Source organism: Algoriphagus chordae, assembly GCF_003254055.1.
GTDB lineage: Bacteria > Bacteroidota > Bacteroidia > Cytophagales > Cyclobacteriaceae > Algoriphagus > Algoriphagus chordae.
The window spans coordinates 243,441-261,951 of sequence record NZ_QKZT01000003.1; the positions used below are offsets into that span (position 1 = coordinate 243,441).

Annotated in this window: 12 protein-coding genes; 6 read left to right on the plus strand and 6 right to left on the minus strand. The window is 41.5% G+C overall.

Annotated features, from left to right (window positions below; all coding sequences use genetic code 11):
- Nucleotides 1–15: 15 nt before the first annotated feature.
- Complete coding sequence (locus LV85_RS04685; protein WP_111317025.1) at nucleotides 16–591, minus strand: DJ-1/PfpI family protein; 576 nt, start codon at nucleotides 589–591, stop codon at nucleotides 16–18.
- A 300-nt stretch (nucleotides 592–891) separates the two neighbouring features.
- Here LV85_RS04685 and LV85_RS04690 point away from each other — a divergent pair, with 300 nt between their 5' ends.
- Nucleotides 892–1,728, plus strand: a complete 837-nt coding sequence (locus LV85_RS04690) for an alpha/beta hydrolase (protein WP_111317026.1) — start codon at nucleotides 892–894, stop codon at nucleotides 1,726–1,728.
- Here LV85_RS04690 and LV85_RS04695 read toward each other — a convergent pair.
- The 3 genes from LV85_RS04695 to LV85_RS04705 all read right to left on the minus strand — a co-directional run bounded on the left by LV85_RS04695 (nucleotide 1,725) and on the right by LV85_RS04705 (nucleotide 5,331).
- Nucleotides 1,725–2,498 (minus strand): hypothetical protein, encoded by a 774-nt coding sequence (locus tag LV85_RS04695; protein WP_111317027.1) that lies wholly within the window; start codon nucleotides 2,496–2,498, stop codon nucleotides 1,725–1,727. The genes LV85_RS04690 and LV85_RS04695 overlap by 4 nt on opposite strands.
- Nucleotides 2,499–2,543: 45 nt before the next feature.
- Entirely contained in the window at nucleotides 2,544–3,029 is a 486-nt protein-coding gene (locus LV85_RS04700) for a VOC family protein (protein WP_111317028.1), read from the minus strand.
- Between the two features lie 148 nt (nucleotides 3,030–3,177).
- Nucleotides 3,178–5,331, minus strand: a complete 2,154-nt coding sequence (locus LV85_RS04705; RefSeq protein ID WP_111317029.1) for an alpha-glucuronidase family glycosyl hydrolase — start codon at nucleotides 5,329–5,331, stop codon at nucleotides 3,178–3,180.
- A gap of 175 nt (nucleotides 5,332–5,506) precedes the next feature.
- On the opposite strand from LV85_RS04705, the gene LV85_RS04710 reads away from it, so the two are divergent.
- Nucleotides 5,507–8,716 (plus strand): UvrD-helicase domain-containing protein, encoded by a 3,210-nt coding sequence (locus LV85_RS04710; RefSeq protein WP_111317030.1) that lies wholly within the window; start codon nucleotides 5,507–5,509, stop codon nucleotides 8,714–8,716.
- Nucleotides 8,709–11,576 (plus strand): PD-(D/E)XK nuclease family protein, encoded by a 2,868-nt coding sequence (locus LV85_RS04715; protein ID WP_111317031.1) that lies wholly within the window; start codon nucleotides 8,709–8,711, stop codon nucleotides 11,574–11,576. The genes LV85_RS04710 and LV85_RS04715 overlap by 8 nt, the downstream gene beginning before the upstream one ends.
- 73 nt (nucleotides 11,577–11,649) lie before the next feature.
- Here LV85_RS04715 and LV85_RS04720 read toward each other — a convergent pair whose 3' ends face one another.
- Nucleotides 11,650–12,276, minus strand: coding sequence for a hypothetical protein (locus tag LV85_RS04720; protein ID WP_146260431.1), 627 nt, complete (start codon nucleotides 12,274–12,276; stop codon nucleotides 11,650–11,652).
- A gap of 4 nt (nucleotides 12,277–12,280) precedes the next feature.
- Nucleotides 12,281–13,531: an LVIVD repeat-containing protein gene (locus LV85_RS04725; protein ID WP_111317033.1), complete on the minus strand. Its 1,251-nt coding sequence runs from the start codon at nucleotides 13,529–13,531 to the stop codon at nucleotides 12,281–12,283.
- Between the two features lie 356 nt (nucleotides 13,532–13,887).
- Here LV85_RS04725 and LV85_RS04730 point away from each other — a divergent pair, with 356 nt between their 5' ends.
- The 3 genes from LV85_RS04730 (at nucleotide 13,888) to LV85_RS04740 (ending at nucleotide 18,380) form a co-directional block, all read left to right on the plus strand.
- Complete coding sequence (locus tag LV85_RS04730; RefSeq protein ID WP_111317034.1) at nucleotides 13,888–16,551, plus strand: PQQ-dependent sugar dehydrogenase; 2,664 nt, start codon at nucleotides 13,888–13,890, stop codon at nucleotides 16,549–16,551.
- 82 nt (nucleotides 16,552–16,633) lie between these two features.
- On the plus strand, nucleotides 16,634–17,002 hold the full coding sequence (locus LV85_RS04735) for a DUF2116 family Zn-ribbon domain-containing protein (protein ID WP_111317035.1): 369 nt from the start codon (nucleotides 16,634–16,636) through the stop codon (nucleotides 17,000–17,002).
- A gap of 52 nt (nucleotides 17,003–17,054) precedes the next feature.
- Entirely contained in the window at nucleotides 17,055–18,380 is a 1,326-nt protein-coding gene (locus LV85_RS04740; RefSeq protein ID WP_245942150.1) for a DEAD/DEAH box helicase, read from the plus strand.
- Nucleotides 18,381–18,511 lie beyond the last annotated feature (131 nt).

The window sequence follows — 18,511 nt, forward strand, 5'->3', positions numbered from 1 at the left end:
ACACCAAACATATTATCAAATCTCAATCTTTGCTCCCAGTACTTTTAGAAACTCACGAATCCAGGCTGGATGACCTGGCCATGCTGGTGAGGTTACCAAGTTGCCATCAACATAAGCATCCGTTGCAGGAATGTCCTGAAATTCTCCACCTGCGATAGTCACTTCAGGGCCTACTGCAGGATAAGCAGTGAGTTTTCTGCCTTTTACCACTCCAGCAGCAGTAAGGATTTGAATCCCATGACAAACTGCAGCTACGGGCTTATTGGTGTCGAAGAAATGCTTCACAATCTCCAGAAGTTTCTGGTTTAAACGAAGGTATTCTGGCGCGCGGCCTCCGGCAATCGCCAAGCCCACATAATCATCCACATCTACTTGATCAAAAGAGTAGCTCAGCATAAAATTGTGGCCTGGCTTTTCAGTGTATGTTAGATCACCTTCAAAGTCATGAATGGCTGTTTTGATGGTTTCTCCTTTTTTCTTTCCAGGACAAACAGAATGCACTTCATATCCTACCATCTCCAGCATCTGCACTGGTACCATAGTTTCATAATCTTCTGCAAAATCGCCTGTGAGAAATAATATCTTTTTCATTTTCTTGAAATTAGTTGGTTAGAAAAATTGGTGGAAATTCTACCAATTATAGTAGGACCAATTTAAGAAAATGCAATCGAATAGAAGTTAATGGTAAGTTAAGTTTTGCTAATCATATTTAGGAAATTGGTCTTCGACTTCGCTCAGCCTGACAATTACCTAGAAATTACGATTGTCAGGTCTAGAGGAGTCGAGATTAGTTATTGTTTCAATTGAAAGTCTTTGAATTTATAAGCAGCCATTTTTTAGCTTTCGATTTTCTGTGCAACTTATCATTCCAAACCCGAAATCAAGTACCCCATGAATCACCTCGAAACTTCCTATAAAACTCATGACAATCAAGAGTTGTACCTCCAAGCTTGGATGATTGATTCGCCAAAGGCGTCGTTACTCCTTGTTCATGGTCTGGGTGAGCATAGCGCTAGGTATTTGCATTTGGTAGAAAAGCTGAATGAAGTCGGGATTTCAGTTTTTACTTTTGATGGGAGAGGGCATGGGAAGTCGGCAATTGATAAGCCAACTGCCTATTTTGAGTCCTATGAGGATTACCTGAAAGATATTGACGCGCTTTTTGGAAAGGTGAAAACTTACGTTCCAGGAGTTCCAGCATTTATCTATGGACATAGCATGGGAGGAGGCTTAGTCGCAGCATATGCCTTAAAATATAAACCAGTTACAGCGGGGTTGATTTTGAGTTCTCCAGCCATTAAAGAGGCGGAGGGGACATCGAAACTTCTTATTGCCGTTTCTAGCCTTGTGAGTAAGTATCTGCCAAGGCTAAAAGCGCTTCAACTTGATGCTCAAAAAGTATCCAGAATTCCTGCTGAAGTAGAAAAATACCTGAATGATCCATTGATTTATACCGAGGCTATTCCTGCAAGAACTGGCTACGAATTGCTTCAAATGATGCGTTTCATTCAAAAAAATGCTTCGAAATTTGCACTTCCATTTTTAATGATTCACGGTTCCGATGATGGATTGACTAATCCAAAAGGATCTGAATTGCTTTATGAAAAAGCTAATTCTACTGATAAAACACTTCAGTTTTTTCCTGGTGGCTATCATGAATTGATCAATGATCTGGACAAGGAGGAAGTGATGAAACTGATTGTGAATTGGATTTCTGACAGAATCTAGATTTTGGGCGTTCCAAGCAAATACAGCAAATGAGTAGGCCCTGATTTGATTCTGCCTATGTCCCAGGCGAACTTTTCCTTGCCTTCAACTTTGGCTACCAGCTGATTCATTTCTTCTACTGAGTAGGTTCTCAGGCAGGAAACCATGCCATCCCACCAAACGAAAACAGGGACAATGGGGATCAAATAAGTGAAAAGCAATCTTCCTAATGAAAAAGGCCGGATAAATGGAGTAGTCAACAGAACTGTGATCGGCGAGAAAAACATCGCAAGAAAACTTGGAATAGCTCTTTCCTGACCTTCAGCTATGAATATGGGTTGATTGGAGATTATGGCGTTTTCTAAGATTTTTACAGCATCATCTGGTTGAAAATGATGAAGTGAAAGGAACTGCGTGCGCAAACCTGTTAGGATTTCTGGGACTTTTCTAGCATCAATTGATTCCTTGGAAAAATTGATGTTAGAAGCTTGGGAACATGTGTGCTGAAAGGCTTCTAGATTGGGGAAAAAATCAGTCAGTAGAATAGAGACTTCAGGATTAGATTCCAATATTTCCTTATTCAGCGAGAGAATTCCTCCTCCGCCGCCTGATGCTAAATCTATGATTTTTGAGTTTTTTGAAGCAGTTAATCCCTTCTCCATCCACGGGATTAATGGGACAAACATCCTTGTTTTATTCGCCAAAAATTGAAGGAAGTCTGTTCCGTAGTTTCTGATAAAACCAGGAAACCATTTCTGATCTTCCAATTCAAAAAGGTGAATTCTGCTCATTAAAAGTTCTGCTAAATTATAATGGTAAGTTATTAAAGTTTTGGATTATATCTCTGCCATCAATCCATTGATGTCCAATTGCCTCGTGTACATCTGAATACTGCCATCAGGGTTCAATGGCCATTCCTCTCTTGGCCTATCCCAATACAGTTCAACACCATTTTCATCCGGATCATCTAAGTACAATGCTTCTGATACACCATGATCCGCAGCACCTGTCAGCGGGTAGCTGGCATCCACTAGTCTTTTTAAAAGCACCGCTAAATCACGTCGGGTCGGTAACACTATAGCCGTATGGAAAAGTCCCGCTGTGTTTTTGGGAGCTGGCTTTCCGCCTTTGCTCTGCCAAGTATTCAGACCTATGTGATGATGATATCCACCAGCAGAAATAAATGCAGCATCCTGACCATACATAGCCACCAATTCAAAGCCTAACAAACCTTGGTAGAAATCCAGCGATCGCTGAAGATCGGAAACTTTTAGATGAATGTGTCCTATGCGAGTGTTGGCGGGGATAGTGTATCTTTCCATTCAATAAAACAAAAGCTAATAAGTGCTAAACATACTTCATTATTCGAAATTAAGAATTCATCATTCGACTTTTTTCAATAATGAATATCAAACATCGAATGATGAATTTTGAAGGAATTTCAAATTATAGGTTTCAAATTTTTTATCTCTAAATCCCCGGCGCATTTGGGAACATCAAACTCTTATAATACTCCAAATCTCCTTCTGGTTGCTCGATATCTGCCGGGAAAGGTCGTTTTGAGAAAGTCTGGAAGTATAGCAAACAAGCATTTCTCCACCATTCTGCCTCTGTTTCCTGAACTTCTAGAAGCTGTCGTACATGGTCGAATTGAGCTGGATCAATCTCCGATTCCAAACTAGCCCAAGTTTGCTGCATTTTTCGCACTTCTTTCACTCCTCGATCGTAATGATAGGCAATTCCATCCCATAGCGTATTGCCGTCTTTTATCTCGAAATCCCATGGAACATGATGAAACCAAAGCAAATACTTCTCAGGAATCTCATGTGGATCAGACCAAGCCTTAGCCACTTCTGGAGCGTATTGTTCCAGAGCTCCACTTCCATTGCTAGTTCTGTCAAAGCCAATTCCCAGACTATCTGCCTGATGGTAATAAGGAGCAGTCCAGTCTGCTCTTCCGCCCATCACCCAAGGTCCTGGGCCATAGTGATGACTTCTGCCCATGATATGATGCAAACCGAGCGGAGTCATATAATCCACGGCAGCTTCATGGGATTCGAGCATGATTTCTTCGACTTTGCTCAGGACTTCAGGCTTAGTGCCGAACGTCAGTTTGATCCATTCTTCAGCGATTTGCTTGGATTCCAGGCTTGGATCCCAAGCCTGACGACCGAATGCATACCAGTTTGATTGTCCAAATAGATGTCCAGTCCAGTTTTGATCTGTTCCGATATTGGATACTCCGGCGATAAGGGTAAGCTTTTGTCCGCTTTCCTTTCCTTCGAGAATACTAGCTACTGTCGTTGTTGGAGTAGGCCGAAAGGTTTTGGTCTTCAGTACTTCTTCCCACATAGGAGCGAGGAAAACGAGGTTTGTAGCTTGTCCTAGGTATTCCTGAGTGATTTGGAACTCCATACCCACATTGGTTTTGGTGATGGCGCCGTATAGTGGGTGAACAGGTTCCCGCGGCTGAAAGTCAATTGCGCCGTTTTTTATTTGGATGATAACATTGTCTTTGAATTGCCCATCCAATGGCCCGAACTCATTATTTGCCTGCATGTGCCGATCTACATCGTCTTCATGGGAATAGACAAAAGCTCTCCAGATCAATACCCCGCCATGTGGTTCGAGTGCCTCGGCTAACATATTAGCTCCTTCGGCGTGATTCCTCCCATATTCATGTGGCCCTGGCTGGCCTTCCGAATTTGCTTTGACCAAAAATCCTCCAAAATCAGGAATGAAAGAATAGATCTCATCTGTCTTCTTTTTCCAGAAAGCTTTCACTTCTGGATCTAGCGGATCAGCAGTCTTCAAGCCACCAATCTGGATAGGAGCAGAAAAGCGAGCAGTGAGGTAAACCTTGATTCCATATGGTCTGAAAATGTCTGCCAACACCTTCACTTTCTTCATGAAATCCGTTGTCAAAATCAATGCATTAGCATTCACATTAGTCAGCGACACGGCATTGATCCCAATGGATGCATTGGCTCTGGCATAGTCCGTATAGCGAGGATCCACATAGCCTGGAAGCTTGTGCCAATCCCAGATCGAGAAACCTGCATAACCTCTTTCGACAGTACGATCTAAATTGTCCCAGTGATTTAGCATTCTAATTTTAATTTTCGGATTATCAGCTAATTCAATGGTTTTGTCGAAAGTGTTGCTTTGAATAGAATTTAGCCAATTATAGACTCCGTAAAGCGCGCCGACTGGTTGGTTTCCAATAATCGCGTAGAAGGATTTTCCATCCAATTCTATATTTCCTCTCCAGTATCCATCTTCTCCAAGTGCCTTGATTTTGCTTTGTTGATCAAGTGAAAGTGTTTGTGAAAGTTGTTCGCGCGTACCAATCCAAAGCTTCGTATTTTGAAGCCTGTCTTTTGAATAAATAGGAACTTTTCCTAGCATCTTTTGAGAAGCCAGGTTCAACTCATTTTTGATGGCTTGGTATGTGGGGTTGTCGCCGTAGAAGTAGATTTCGTTAAGAAGAGGTTCGACGTGAGATTTTAATTGTGAATTGCTGATGGGCCGGTAGTCCAGCCAAAGTTTGTAGCCGTCGTTGGCGAGTGATGTCACTGTGAAGCATAGCCATAGCAAGGCTGTGAGGTAAATAGGTTTGTTCATAGGTTATGGGTTTTCTAATCCAAAAGATCGATAATTCAGAGCTAATTCCAAGGGTTTGATTTTGAATGCGGTACTAAAATACTTGATTAATATCCCGACAATTTTTGTCAAACTTAATTTCTGATTGCCTATAAACTGACTCCCTTCCTTATCTTAGTTCCATTACTTTTTACCTATGGATCAGAAACCTTTCATCATTTACAAATCCTCCGCTGGCTCGGGCAAGACCTACACGCTGACGCTGGAGTATCTCAAACTTGCACTACAAAGTTCGCATGCTTTTAAGCAAATCCTCGCGGTGACCTTTACGAATAAGGCCACTCAGGAGATGAAGGAGCGGATTGTAGAGGAGCTGAAAAGACTACGAAATCAAGTGAATCCTGAAGAAAAAATGGATTTCGAATTGATGAGTTCGCTTGGCGTTGATGAATCTGGTCTAAAATTATTGGCTCAGCAGACGCTTACTGCGATACTTCATGATTATGGAAGATTCTCTGTCAGTACCATCGATAGTTTCTTCCAAAAAGTAGTGCGAGCCTTTGCGAGAGAGATTGATCTGAATGCCAAATTTGATGTGGAATTGGAACAAACTGCAGTGTTGGAGCGTGTAGTAGATCGGGTGGTGATGCTCGTGATGGAGGATGAATTTCTTCACAAGTGGCTGGTAGATTATGCCTACGAGCAAATTCAAAATGGAAAATCCTGGGACATCAGACGTAATATCCGTGGTCTTGGTCAGCAGATTTTTCAGGAAGATTTTAAAAAATATGCTCCTGAAATTAAGGAGTTTATGAAGGATGAGGAAAATATTACTTTACTACAGTCTTTTGTCCGAGAGCGTAAAAATGAAATTGTCAATTTATCAAAAGAGTTAGGCAAGCAAGCGGAAGCTATTCGTCTTTCAAATGGTTTGGAATGGTCAGATTTTAATAGAGGATTTATCAAAGTACTTGACAAGCTTGGAGATCGAACAAACCCACTTCCTGAGCTTACGCCAGCGACAATAGCCAAAATTGATAACCCCGAAAGCTGGCATACCAAAACGAGTAAGCAAACCGATTCTATTCTATCTGCTTACGATCAAGGCTTAAACCAAATATTGCATCAAATTCTGGTATTGACAGGCAAGTGGAATACGCTTCAAGCCATTGCCAAAAACAGTTATGTCTATGGGGTTTTCAGGAATCTGCTCGATGAACTTACTCTGATCAAAGACGAGGAAAATATTCTACTTATCTCTGATGCGAATGAATTTCTAAAGGAAATCACCAAAGGAAATGATACACCTTTCATCTATGAAAAAGTAGGGAATCAATATAAAAACTACCTGATTGATGAGTTTCAAGATACTTCGGGGTTTCAATGGGATAGTTTCAAACCCTTGCTAGAAAACTCTCTTGGTCAAGGTCAGACCAACTTGCTGGTAGGCGATGTGAAGCAATCGATCTATCGCTGGCGTGGTGGTGAGATGAAATTGTTGCTTTCGCAGGTGGAGGATGAAATCGGAAAGGACAATATACAATTGGAAAATTTGGACACGAATTTCCGTAGCCTTCCTAATATTATCAATTTCAATAACGCGGTTTTTAAAGCTCTACCACAGGCAATGGAGCAGGTATTGACCACAAGCTATGGAGTGGTAGACCCCCACATTCTATCCCAAGCTTATTCCGATTCCTTTCAGAAGATTTCTCCCAAAAAGGAAAAGTCTGAATTCAAGGGAAAAGTCAAACTGGAATTCATCGATCCTAAAGATGAAGAAGAGGAGGGTAAGTTCGACGAGGTTGTTCTGTCAAAATTGCCTGACTTGGTTATGGAATTGCAGGATCACGGATATGAGCTGGAGGACATCGCTTTTCTTGTGAGAACAAGATCAGAGGGTGAGGCGGTAGCGGATTGCATGATGAGCTACGCTGCGGAGTACCCAGACACTGCTTATAGCTTCGATGTGCTTTCGGATGAGTCTATGAATCTAAACAAGGCAGCTTCGGTGAAAGCCCTTGTTTCTGGCTTCAATTACTTGCACAATCCTGCCGATAAAGTTCAGTATAAAACCATGTGGTATTATCTGGCAGTGCTAATGGACGCGCCCGTTGACCACGAATTGTTTGCTTTGGATAAGATGCCTGCCTTTTTGGAAGAGCAGGTTAAGCAATTCAAGGAAAAGGAAGTTTTAATGCTTCAGCTGCCTCTGATGGAGGCTTTGGAGGAGTTGATCAAAGTTCTTGGACTGATGGAGTTGGGACTTGAGAAGGCTTATATCTCAGGATTCAAAGAAGCTGTTTATGACTTCACGGCGAACAATCGGGCGGACCTGAGCGGTTTCTTGGAGTGGTGGGAAATCAATCAGACTAAGCGAACCGTCAAAATTCCAGATGGTCATAATGCCATGCGGATTCTGACGATTCACAAGTCAAAAGGTCTGCAGTTTAAAGTGGTGGTGATGCCATTTCTGAAGTGGACAATCTTTGATGTTACTAAGGGCAATGTAGTGTGGTCACCATTTGAGGATCGGGAGAAAGGGCTTTCTGCAATTATTCCGTTGACACTAGGTAAAGAATTAAAAGACTCTGACTTCAACGCTACTTATGCTGAGGAAGCGACCATGGCTTATCTAGACAGCTTAAATATGCTTTATGTGGCACTCACGAGAGCTGAGGATGTCTTTTTCGGTTTTATTCCTTACAAAGAAAAAATCGGTTCACAGAATATGATGGAAATTCAGCTTCAGCAATTGGTACAATCCCATGCTGATGCTGAAGCTAACTTGAGCTTGATCTCTCATTATGACTCAGAGTCAAAAGTTTTTGAGTTTGGCGATTGGCCTGAAAGTCAGGTGAAAACCCTGCACTCTAAGAAGTCACCAGAACTTCGCTGGGCTTATAAAAATTGGGCTGAAGTGCTCACACTCAAGAAATATGCTGTTGATTTTTCGATGGAAGGATTGGAGCAGCGGAAGAAGCAGAAGTTTGGCTTGATCGTGCATGAGATCTTGGAATTGTCTGCCGACAAAGCTTCAGCCTTACAGAATTTGCAGTCATTTTATTTTGAAGGAAGACTGAACGAGGAAGAAAAGCAGCTAGTAGAACGACAATTAGATCATCTATTTACAGATTCGCTTTTTGCTTCATGGTTCGGCAATAAAGGCATTTTATTGGCTGAGCAGGGAATTCTTCTTCCGGGAGGGAAGCAGAAACGGCCAGATCGGATTATCCTAAATGAAGACGAAGCAGTAATCGTGGATTTTAAAACGGGTGAGGCTCAAAGTCGCTACGCCAATCAAGTGAGAGAATACATGTCATTGGTGGCAACATTATCTCAGAAGCCAACCAAGGGCTATTTATGTTATTTAGAAACGGGAGTAATCGAGGAAGTCTATGCATAGTTTTTTAAGAAATACAGCAAAAGAGATCCTCGAAAGCGGAGTTGATCTGCAAAAAGTAACCGTCGTTTTGCCGAATAGGAGAGCGGGATTGTTTTTTACCCAGCATCTGGGAAGTTTGATTAGCGAACCGACTTGGATGCCCGAGGTGAAAACTATCGAAGAGATATTCTATGAACTGGCAGGAAATCGACCTGCTGATGATCTGACCTTGATATTTGAATTGTATCGAGTGTATCAGGACCTCAACCCAGAGGCCGAGACTTTTGATCGTTATTATTTCTGGGGAGAAATGATCCTTAAAGATTTCAATGATGTGGATCAGTTCATGGCGAATGCAGGTAAACTCTACCATCATTTGTCTGAAATCAAGGAATTGGAGTCAGACTTGAGTTTTCTGACCGAGAGTCAGATTGCTTTAATTCGGCAATTTTGGTCATCATTTGTGAATCAGGATAGGGATCATCAGGAGAAATTTTTGAAGTTCTGGCAATTGCTCAGTCCACTTTATACCAGTTTCCAAGCTTCACTTGCCGTATCTGGCTTGGCCTATTCTGGGATGCTGTATAGAAAAGTAGCAGAATCGCTGGATAGTATTCCTCGTCCTGAAAAAGTGCATCATTTTATTGGTTTCAATGCCTTCACGGGAACAGAGGAGGCTTTGATCAAGCATTACATTACCGCTTTTGGCGCTAAGATTTACTGGGATATTGACGGGTATTATTTAGACGATAAAGTGCAAGAGGCTGGTTTGTTTTTCCGTGATTATCAGAAGGACAAGATCTTTGGGCCGACTTTTCCAGAACATATTCCTACTCAGATTGATGACAGAAAAGCAAAGATCAAGACCTATGCAACACCTTTGAAGACCAATCAGGCGAATTTGGTAGGTTCTATTTTGGAGAAAATTCCAGCTGGTGAAGCTTGGGAGGAGACAGTTGTGATTTTGCCAGATGAACAGATGCTCTTTCCTGTGCTACATACACTACCGGAGCAAGTGGATAAGGTGAATGTCACCATGGGGTATCCTGTGAAAAATGCGCCGGTTTATTCCTTTTTAGAAGCTGTGTTAGAGATGCAGCGATACATCAAAGAAGAGGATGGTAAGCTGTTGTTTTATCACACAGCTGTTAAAAATCTGTTGAGCTCAATCTATCTGAAAAGTGTCAATCCGGGCTTTGCAGAGGAGTTGATGGCAGAAATGCAGCTTTTGAACCAGATTCATGTTTCGGCAGAAAAGCTGCGTAAGGGTGGTGAGTTATATCAGTTGATCTTCCAGAAGTTGGAGAATGATTCTCTTTTTTCCTATCTGGCTAAGCTGATGGAAGTTCTGGCTGAGCGCTTGAAAGATGAGCCTCTGCAGCGTTCTTACCTTTATCAGTGCTTTAAGCAGTTAACAAGATTGCGTGAGATTTTTGCAGGACAGGATATTCTTACAATCAATCGAGAGTTTTTTATTCGACTTTTCCGTCAGGTTTTCAGAGAAGTTAAATTGCCTTTTGAGGGCGAACCACTTCAAGGTTTGCAAATCATGGGAGTACTGGAATCCAGAAATCTTGACTTCAAGCGAGTTATAATTTGCAATATGAATGAGGATAGTTTTCCGCCTTCCGCAGGGCTGAATTCCATGATTCCTTTCAATATTCGTAAAGCTTTTGGCCTGCCAGTGCAGGAGCAAAATGACTCGATTTATGCCTATACCTTTTATAGATTGTTGCACAGTGCGGAGGAAGTTCACATGATTTATACCACGGCTTCGGATCAGGGAAAAGCTGGAGAAAAGAGCCGCTACATGCAGCAAATGGGGGTGGAGCTTGGAAGAGAAATGGAAGAAGAAGTAGTATTCATTCCTATTGATCAGAAATCTCCCGAATCGATTACCATCCAAAAGGATACGGAAGTTCTGGGCTTACTGGATAAGTATTTGATCGATGAAAATGGACAATCAAGGACTTCCTTTTCGCCTTCTGCCATAAGTGTATTCTTGGATTGTAGGTTGAAATTCTACCTTCAGTATCTCGCCAATATTCAAGAAAAGCAGGAGGTAAGCGAGGAAATTGATGCGGCTGTTTTTGGGAATTTGGCTCACCTGAGTATGGAGATTTTATATCAGGATTTTGCAAAGCGAAAAAATAGAACCTTACTGGAGAAGTTAGATTTCGAGGAATTGAATAAGTCTTGGGTGTTTCCGGCTATTGAAAAAGCGATCCGTCACTATTATCATTTGGAAGGAGAAGCAGATACAAAGCTCAATGGACAGATGGCTATCGCTCGCGATGTGCTTCAGAAATACTTGCATCAAATTTTGAAAATCGATGAGGCTTCAGCGCCATTTAAGTTGATTTCTTTAGAGAAAGAGAAAAAATATACTGCAGGCCTACAGATTGAAACCGCAGCTGGAACGAAAACAGTATCTCTAAAAGGAATTATTGACCGAGTGGATGAGCATAATGGCTCGGTGAGGCTTATCGATTACAAATCAGGTAAGGACAATAAGAATTTTCCTGATGTGGATTCGCTGTTTGATCGGGAGCATAAATCACGCAATAAGGCTGCGATGCAAACCATGTTTTATGGTTTGATCTATCAGGCGACTGTTCCTGAAAATACCCTGCCTTTAAAACCTACAATCTTTAACCTTCGGGAGATGTTTGGCGATGATTTCAATCCATACCTGCAAATTAAACTTCCTAGAGCAAAACAGGGTGTCGAAGTAAATGATTACAGGCAGTTTGAGGATGAATACAAGATTGGATTAAAATCACTTTTGGAGGATATCTACAATCCTGAAATCCCTTTTGACCAAACGGATGATTTGAAAAAATGTGGGTATTGTCCTTACAAGGAGATTTGTGGGAGGTAAAAGAATTTCAGGGAATAGGTTCAGTAAGTTATCCTCAGAGTTATTTTTATGACCTAAGTGAAGAATATGATGACTAAAACATAAGGCCAACACGTGCCACAAAGCTTCGGTAGATGTAGTTGTTTTCATTCATCGAACTGAATCCTGGAGGAAGTAAATCTGAAGCTATTGTAGGTGAACCTGATTGCAATAAACTCCCCTGAAAATAAGTGATGTTCTGCCTCTTATAAGCTAGGCTGAAGCTGAAAGAACTATTGCCTTTGAGTGCTGGGAAACTTATTCCTACAGAGGGACTGTACATTAACCCGCCCTCATACCAGCTTTTGCTCCATTCGTTGCTTTCTTTTTTCTCCAGTATCGCTGAACCTCCACCTATATCAAATCCCCCGAATATCTTCGGTTTACTTTCCTTACCCAGAAATCCTCTCCAACCTAAAGCAAAGGGGATGATGGAAATATCATCGTATTGGTCTAAACCTATGGTGAATCCTACAACTTGACTTTTGGTAATGTGTACGCCATTGAAGGTCATGAAACTGATATCAATACGCCTTTCATGGTTTCCGTCCCATTGCTCGGCACCGCGTCCGTACAGAAACCCGATTTCGGTCTGTCCAAAATACAGTTTTTCTTGAGCCATAGATGTGGCAGAGCAGAGCAAAAAGCCGAGTAGTAGGAGTTTAGTTTTTTGAGCTATCATCCTATCAATAAAATTTCACTGGGTTTTTGACTTGAATACAGCTGAGTTTTTTCAGTTTGGAAGGGTTGCTATAATCAAATTGGCAAACACCATCAGGACCGATTACTATCAGAGAATTGGGACCAGGAATAAGGTCAACTGATTTTTCGCTAGTCAAAAACTCAAGTTGATTTTGGTCAATGTTCATCACATCTGAGACGTTGAAGCTTTTCAGACCATGATTACCTTCAGTTAGATAAAGGAAGTCTCCTGCTAAACCCAAGCCATGAGGATTCAGCATTGGATAGGATTTTACGAGCGTAGGCTGATAGAGGTCTTTGATGTCGATGACCTGAAGTTGATTGGCTCCATTCCAGCAGGAAGTGCCATCTCTAAGTGTCACAAAGGCATAATCAGAATTTACGACTACTGGATCGCAAGCTTGGACATGCTCATAGACTGCCATTCGAGTGGGCGAACTCGGCGTGCTGGCATCGTAGATATGCATTCCGATATTTGATCCTATAAATAGCTTGTCTTCAAAAGGGAAAATGGTTTCGATGCCCCAGCCTAAATCAATCGGCTTGACGAAAGTTGGCTCAGCTGGATTCTCTACATCAAATACTCGCATGGTGGTTTCATCCACAGCATATAAGTGACTGTTTGCAAGGGTAAATCTGGCCATAGATCCGCCAGTCCCATAGCTCTGGGCAGCAGCTGAATAATTGGCTGAATAACTCTTACTTGAGTTCATTAGAAACATATCTCCTCTTTCCCAAGTCGGGCTATCGGTGGTAATAACGGTATCACGGAAAGTAATAATCTCTCCAGTTTCATGACGGTACATATGTTTGAAGACATCTTCCACTCGTTTCACCAACTTGATATCATTAATGTTGCTGAGGTCAAATGCCAGTAGATCAACATAATTATCTGCGTACAGGATTTTGCCATTTACTGCCATATCCACGTTCCCTGCTATGGGTATAAAACTTAAGTTGATTGGATTCGAAGGGTCAGCATTGTTAAGGATATGAATTCCCTTGGTGGGTTCATTGATAAAAAGGTAATCCTCATAGATATAGATTTTACCTGGATTGTCTAGGGGTTGGGCGGGCTCAGTGCTGATGATTCTAGCTCTGACATCGCTCATTTCCAGGTAAATAGGCACCATGGTTTGATAGGTGTAGGTATTCGTGACCTCATCTACACAGGAAGAAAATAACAACACCGATAGTAAGAAAAGTAGGGAGAAAGCTGAGTAGAGGGATTTCATATAATTCGAGTTTAGAGATATTAATGCGTACAATCTTCTTACGAAGCCGAACAATGAAACGCTACAATGGAATTGATGAAAATTTTGTTTGGAGTGATATTTTTAGGAATGTCAATTATTGTGCTGGAATGAAATACCAATGTAAGACCGAGATGAGTTTATAAGTAGTACAATTTCCTTCAATGGCATCTACTTGATTCCAGTAGCAAGGATTAGTTATAAAACTCTCGGCTTTCATGTAAGTTGAATTTAAGAAAAGCTTTCTCAATCTTCAATAAAGACCTTTAGTCATATTCTGGCCCGTAGATTTTCAGATTTCTTTACCTTCACGACTTGAATAAATTTAAGTAAGCCTTATGAGAAAGTACCTGCTATTATTTGCAGTTTGTAGTTTGAGTTTTTGGAGTTGTGAAAATAAGCAAGAGGATCCCTTTGCTACCGAAAAACCTGATGAGTCGAGATTCACAAAAATCCCTTTGGCAGGCAATTTCAATGAGCCTATGGAGATTGAGGTGCTCGATAATGGGGATGTACTGATCATAGAGCGACATGGTTTGATGAAGCTTTACCAAAAAGCAACAGACGAGACAATTGTTGTGGGTGAATTTGATGTGTTTCCAGAAAGAGAAGATGGTTTGATGGGAATAGCTAAGGACCCGGATTTTGCAAGCAATCACTGGCTATATATCTATTATGCTCCAGCTTCTGAGCCAGCTAAAAACAGGATATCAAGATTTGATTTTGTAGACAATAAGTTAGACTTGGCTTCTGAGGTGAAAATTATAGACATCGATCTTTTCAGAGGATGCTGCCATTCAGGTGGAGCATTGGAATTTGATGCCCAAGGTAATCTTTACTTGGGGATAGGGGACGATTCTACGCCTTTTGAATCAAATAATTTCAATCCAATCGATGAGCGTCAAGATCAACCGAAAAATGTGGATGCTCAGAGAACTTCTGGTAATACCAATGATTTGCGAGGCGCAATTCTTCGAATCAAACCAAATCCAGAAGGTGGATATTCTATTCCTGAAGGAAATCTATTTCCCGAAGGAACACCTAAAACACGTCCTGAAATCTATGTAAAAGGCAATCGAAACCCATTTAGATTTTCTATCGATAGTCATAATGGGAATTTGTATTGGGGTGAAGTAGGACCAGATGGTTCGGAGGACAAAGAAGGTCGTGGCCCAAGAGGATATGATGAGATCAATGTGGCGACTGGCCCAGGATACTACGGCTGGCCGTATTTTGTGGGGAATAATTATGCCTATTGGAAATACGATTTTGCGACTGGAGAAAGTTTATTTCAGTTTGATCCGAAAGCTCCTAAAAACACTTCTCCTAATAATACCGGAATGGAAATCCTTCCTGAAGCTCATCCAGCGTTGATTTACTATCCTTATGGAGAGTCAGCAGAATTTCCTATGCTCGGTCAGGGTGGTAGAAATGCCATGGCTGGTCAGGTTTATTATCGAGAGGATTATGAAGCTTCTGAGGTTAGATTTCCAGGATATTACAATGAGAAGTTGTTTATCTACGACTGGATGCGGAACTGGATTTTCACAGTTAGTCTGACGGAGAATTTTGAGTATGATACCATGGAGCGTTTTATGCCTGAAACTCATTTTGAGAAGCCGATGGATATGCAGTTTGGGAAAGATGGTTCTCTCTATGTATTGGAATACGGTACGTTCTGGCGTGCAAATAACGATGATTCTGGTTTGTATAGAATTGTTTTTTCCGAAGGAAATAGAAAGCCAGAAGTAAAAATCTCGGCAGACAAAACAGTGGGAGCTGCACCCTTGACGGTGAATTTTTCCTCAGCGGGAACGCAAGATTTAGACCCAGATGATCAGGTCAGTTTCTTATGGGAGTTTGGAGAGAATGGAGCGACTTCTACCGATGAAAACCCAACTTATAACTTTGACAAGCCTGGGGTTTATAAAGTGAAATTGACAGCCACAGATCTTCAAGGAGAGACTTCGAGTTCATTTTTGGAACTGAAAGTGGGCAATGAGGCGCCGGCAGTTACTATAGCTTGGGAAGGGAATAAGAGTTTCTATTTCGGTAAGGAAGCGATCAATTACTCTGTGACTGCAAAGGATAAAGAGGATGGGGAAATAGATCCATCACAAATCAAAATGAGCGTTGACTACTTGGAAGGTGGGTACGATCTGATAGAAATGGGGCACCAAGAGGAGGTTTTGAGCATTGGGGAGACTTACATCAATGAAGCTGGCTGTAAAGCTTGTCATGGTATCAACAATGAATCTGTGGGGCCAGATTATACCTCGGTGTCTGAGAAATACAAAGAGGATCCAAATGCGAAATCCTACCTGATCAATAAAGTTAGGAATGGTGGTTCTGGCGTCTGGGGTGACCAAATCATGCCGGGACACACACACTTAGATGAGAAGCGAGTAGGGCAGATGGTTGACTTTGTGCTAAGCATAGCCAATCCAAATGCTGTCTCGGGCTTAGCAGCTTCTGGGAAATACCAAATTGAAAATACGGATGATCCTGAAGGTTTCTATATGGTTCAAGCTTCTTACGAAGACAAAGGGGCCAATGGTATTCCGGCGATTAAGACTACGAGTCAGCTAAAATTGAGGAATACTACCGTTTCAGCCTACAGCGCAGAAGGTATTGATCATGTTGCGCGTGCAAATCCTGAAGATGAGCATTACGTGCAGTTTACTGCGTCTGGAGCTTGGCTATTGTTTCGAGATATTGACCTCAATGAAATCAAGAAAATCACGCTTTCTATCATGCCTGGAAATACCAAAGGTAAACTTCAGGTAAGAGCTGGTTCTCCAGATGGTAAGCTTTTGGCAGAGACAGGTATTCTAACCAAGGATTCCAGACCTAGCACAGGCCCACAAGTGGGTTGGTTTGCCGCTCCATTTAGCATTCCAGCCACTGATTACTTTGGGGATTTATACTTCGTCTATGTGACGGATGAGCCTATTTCGATCTGGGGCACTTTCAATCTGAATACGCTGCAGTTCGAGAAATGAGAAGATTGAAAAATTGATGCCGATTAGTTTGGAATATTATTTTTCAAACTAATCGGTTAAATTAGATCAAACTTTTTAGCATATGGCACTAGAGAAAAAATACTGTTTGAATTGTGGAGAGGCGATTCAAGGCAGAATAGACAAGAAATTCTGTGATGATCAATGCCGCAATACCTACAATAATCAGCAAAATGCATTATCTACAAATTACATACGTCGGATTAATCACAGTCTGAAAAAGAACAGGAATATTTTGGAAGAAATCATTCCATCGGGTGAGGAAATGGCAAAAACGACCCGAGAGCGTTTGCTTCGCGATGGATTTCAGTTCAAATATTTCACTCATCTCTACGAAACCAAAAAAGGGAATATCTATCATTATTGCTATGATTATGGTTTTTTGGCGCTAGATGGAGATTGGTTTTTGGTGGTAAAAGGCAAGGAAATTTAGCTTCTCCTAAGCTCTTGGATATATAGCTCGCAGTTAATTGGTACTTTTGGGGGTGTCAGAAAAACAAACAGAATCCACCGCCCAGTATCTCAAAAGTCTTTCGATTGATAGTCTCAACGAAATGCAGTCTGAATTCATCTCTAGAGCTGCCAAAAATCCCCATCTTGTACTTTTATCTCCAACAGGCTCCGGCAAAACGGTAGCCTTTCTGATTCCACTTTTAAATTCCCTCAAGGAAAATGTACGGGAAGTGCAGGCGCTGATTATTGTGCCTTCCAGAGAATTGGCCATTCAGATCGAGCAGGTTTTCAAAGGCATGAAAACTCCTTTCAGGGTGAGTACAGTATATGGAGGACATTCTTCCAAATTGGAATCAAACAGTTTGGGTGAAGCACCAGCCGTAATAATTGGAACTCCAGGAAGACTAGCGGACCATATAGAGAGAGGTTCTTTTAATCCGAAAACTATCCAAACGGTTGTTCTTGATGAATTTGATAAGTCTCTTCAAATGGGCTTTCATGAGCAGTTGAAAGTGATTTTTGCTGCGCTCAACGGTGAACAAAGACACTTGCTCACTTCTGCTACGGTGCTGAAAAGATTGCCTGATTTTCTGCCATTCGTAGATCATCGCACGGTTAATTTCCTGAAGGATGTGGTGGAGTCAAAGTTGGAACTCAAGATCGTCCATAGTTCAAGTAAGGAAAAAGGCGAAACGTTGATGCGCTTGGTTGCAGGATTTCAGGATGAATCTTGCATTGTTTTTTGTAACCATCGAGATGCTGTGGATAGGCTGAGCATTCTGCTAAATGATTACGATTACTTCCATTCGGTTCTGCATGGAGGTTTAGAGCAGATTGATCGGGAGAAAAACTTGATCAGATTCCGGAGTAAAGTCACCAATCTTTTGATAGCGACAGATCTGGCTTCAAGAGGATTGGATATTCCAGAGATCAAGCATGTGGTTCATTACCAATTGCCTCCTAAGGAAGACGCCTTTATCCATAGAAATGGTAGAACTGCCCGGATGCATGCTGAAGGATTATCATATATGATTTTAGCTAACGATGAGTCTAGACCAGACTATATCGATGAGTTTATTGAGGAGTTCAAGGTATCGGAGAAGATTGTGCCGCCAGTTGCCCAGGAATGGACTTGCCTCTACGTGAGTGCAGGCAAAAAAGATAAAGTGAGCAAGGGTGATATCGTAGGGATGCTGACCAAAAAGGGTGGGTTAACGAGCACTGAAATTGGCTTGATCACCATTATGGATTTTGCTTCTTATGTAGCAGTGAAAAGTAATCTCGTACAAAAGCTGATGCCAAAATTGAAAAACGAGCGAGTGAAGAAGGTAAAAGTGAAGATCGAGGAAGCTAATTAGTTTTCAGTGTTCAGTCTCAGTTGTCACATTTAAACTCAAATGAATGCCAATAAACATTTTGTGAAAATAGTTGAAGTTCAGCTGATGCGATTCCCCTTTATAAAGGGGGAGTTGATCCGTTTTCAAAATGT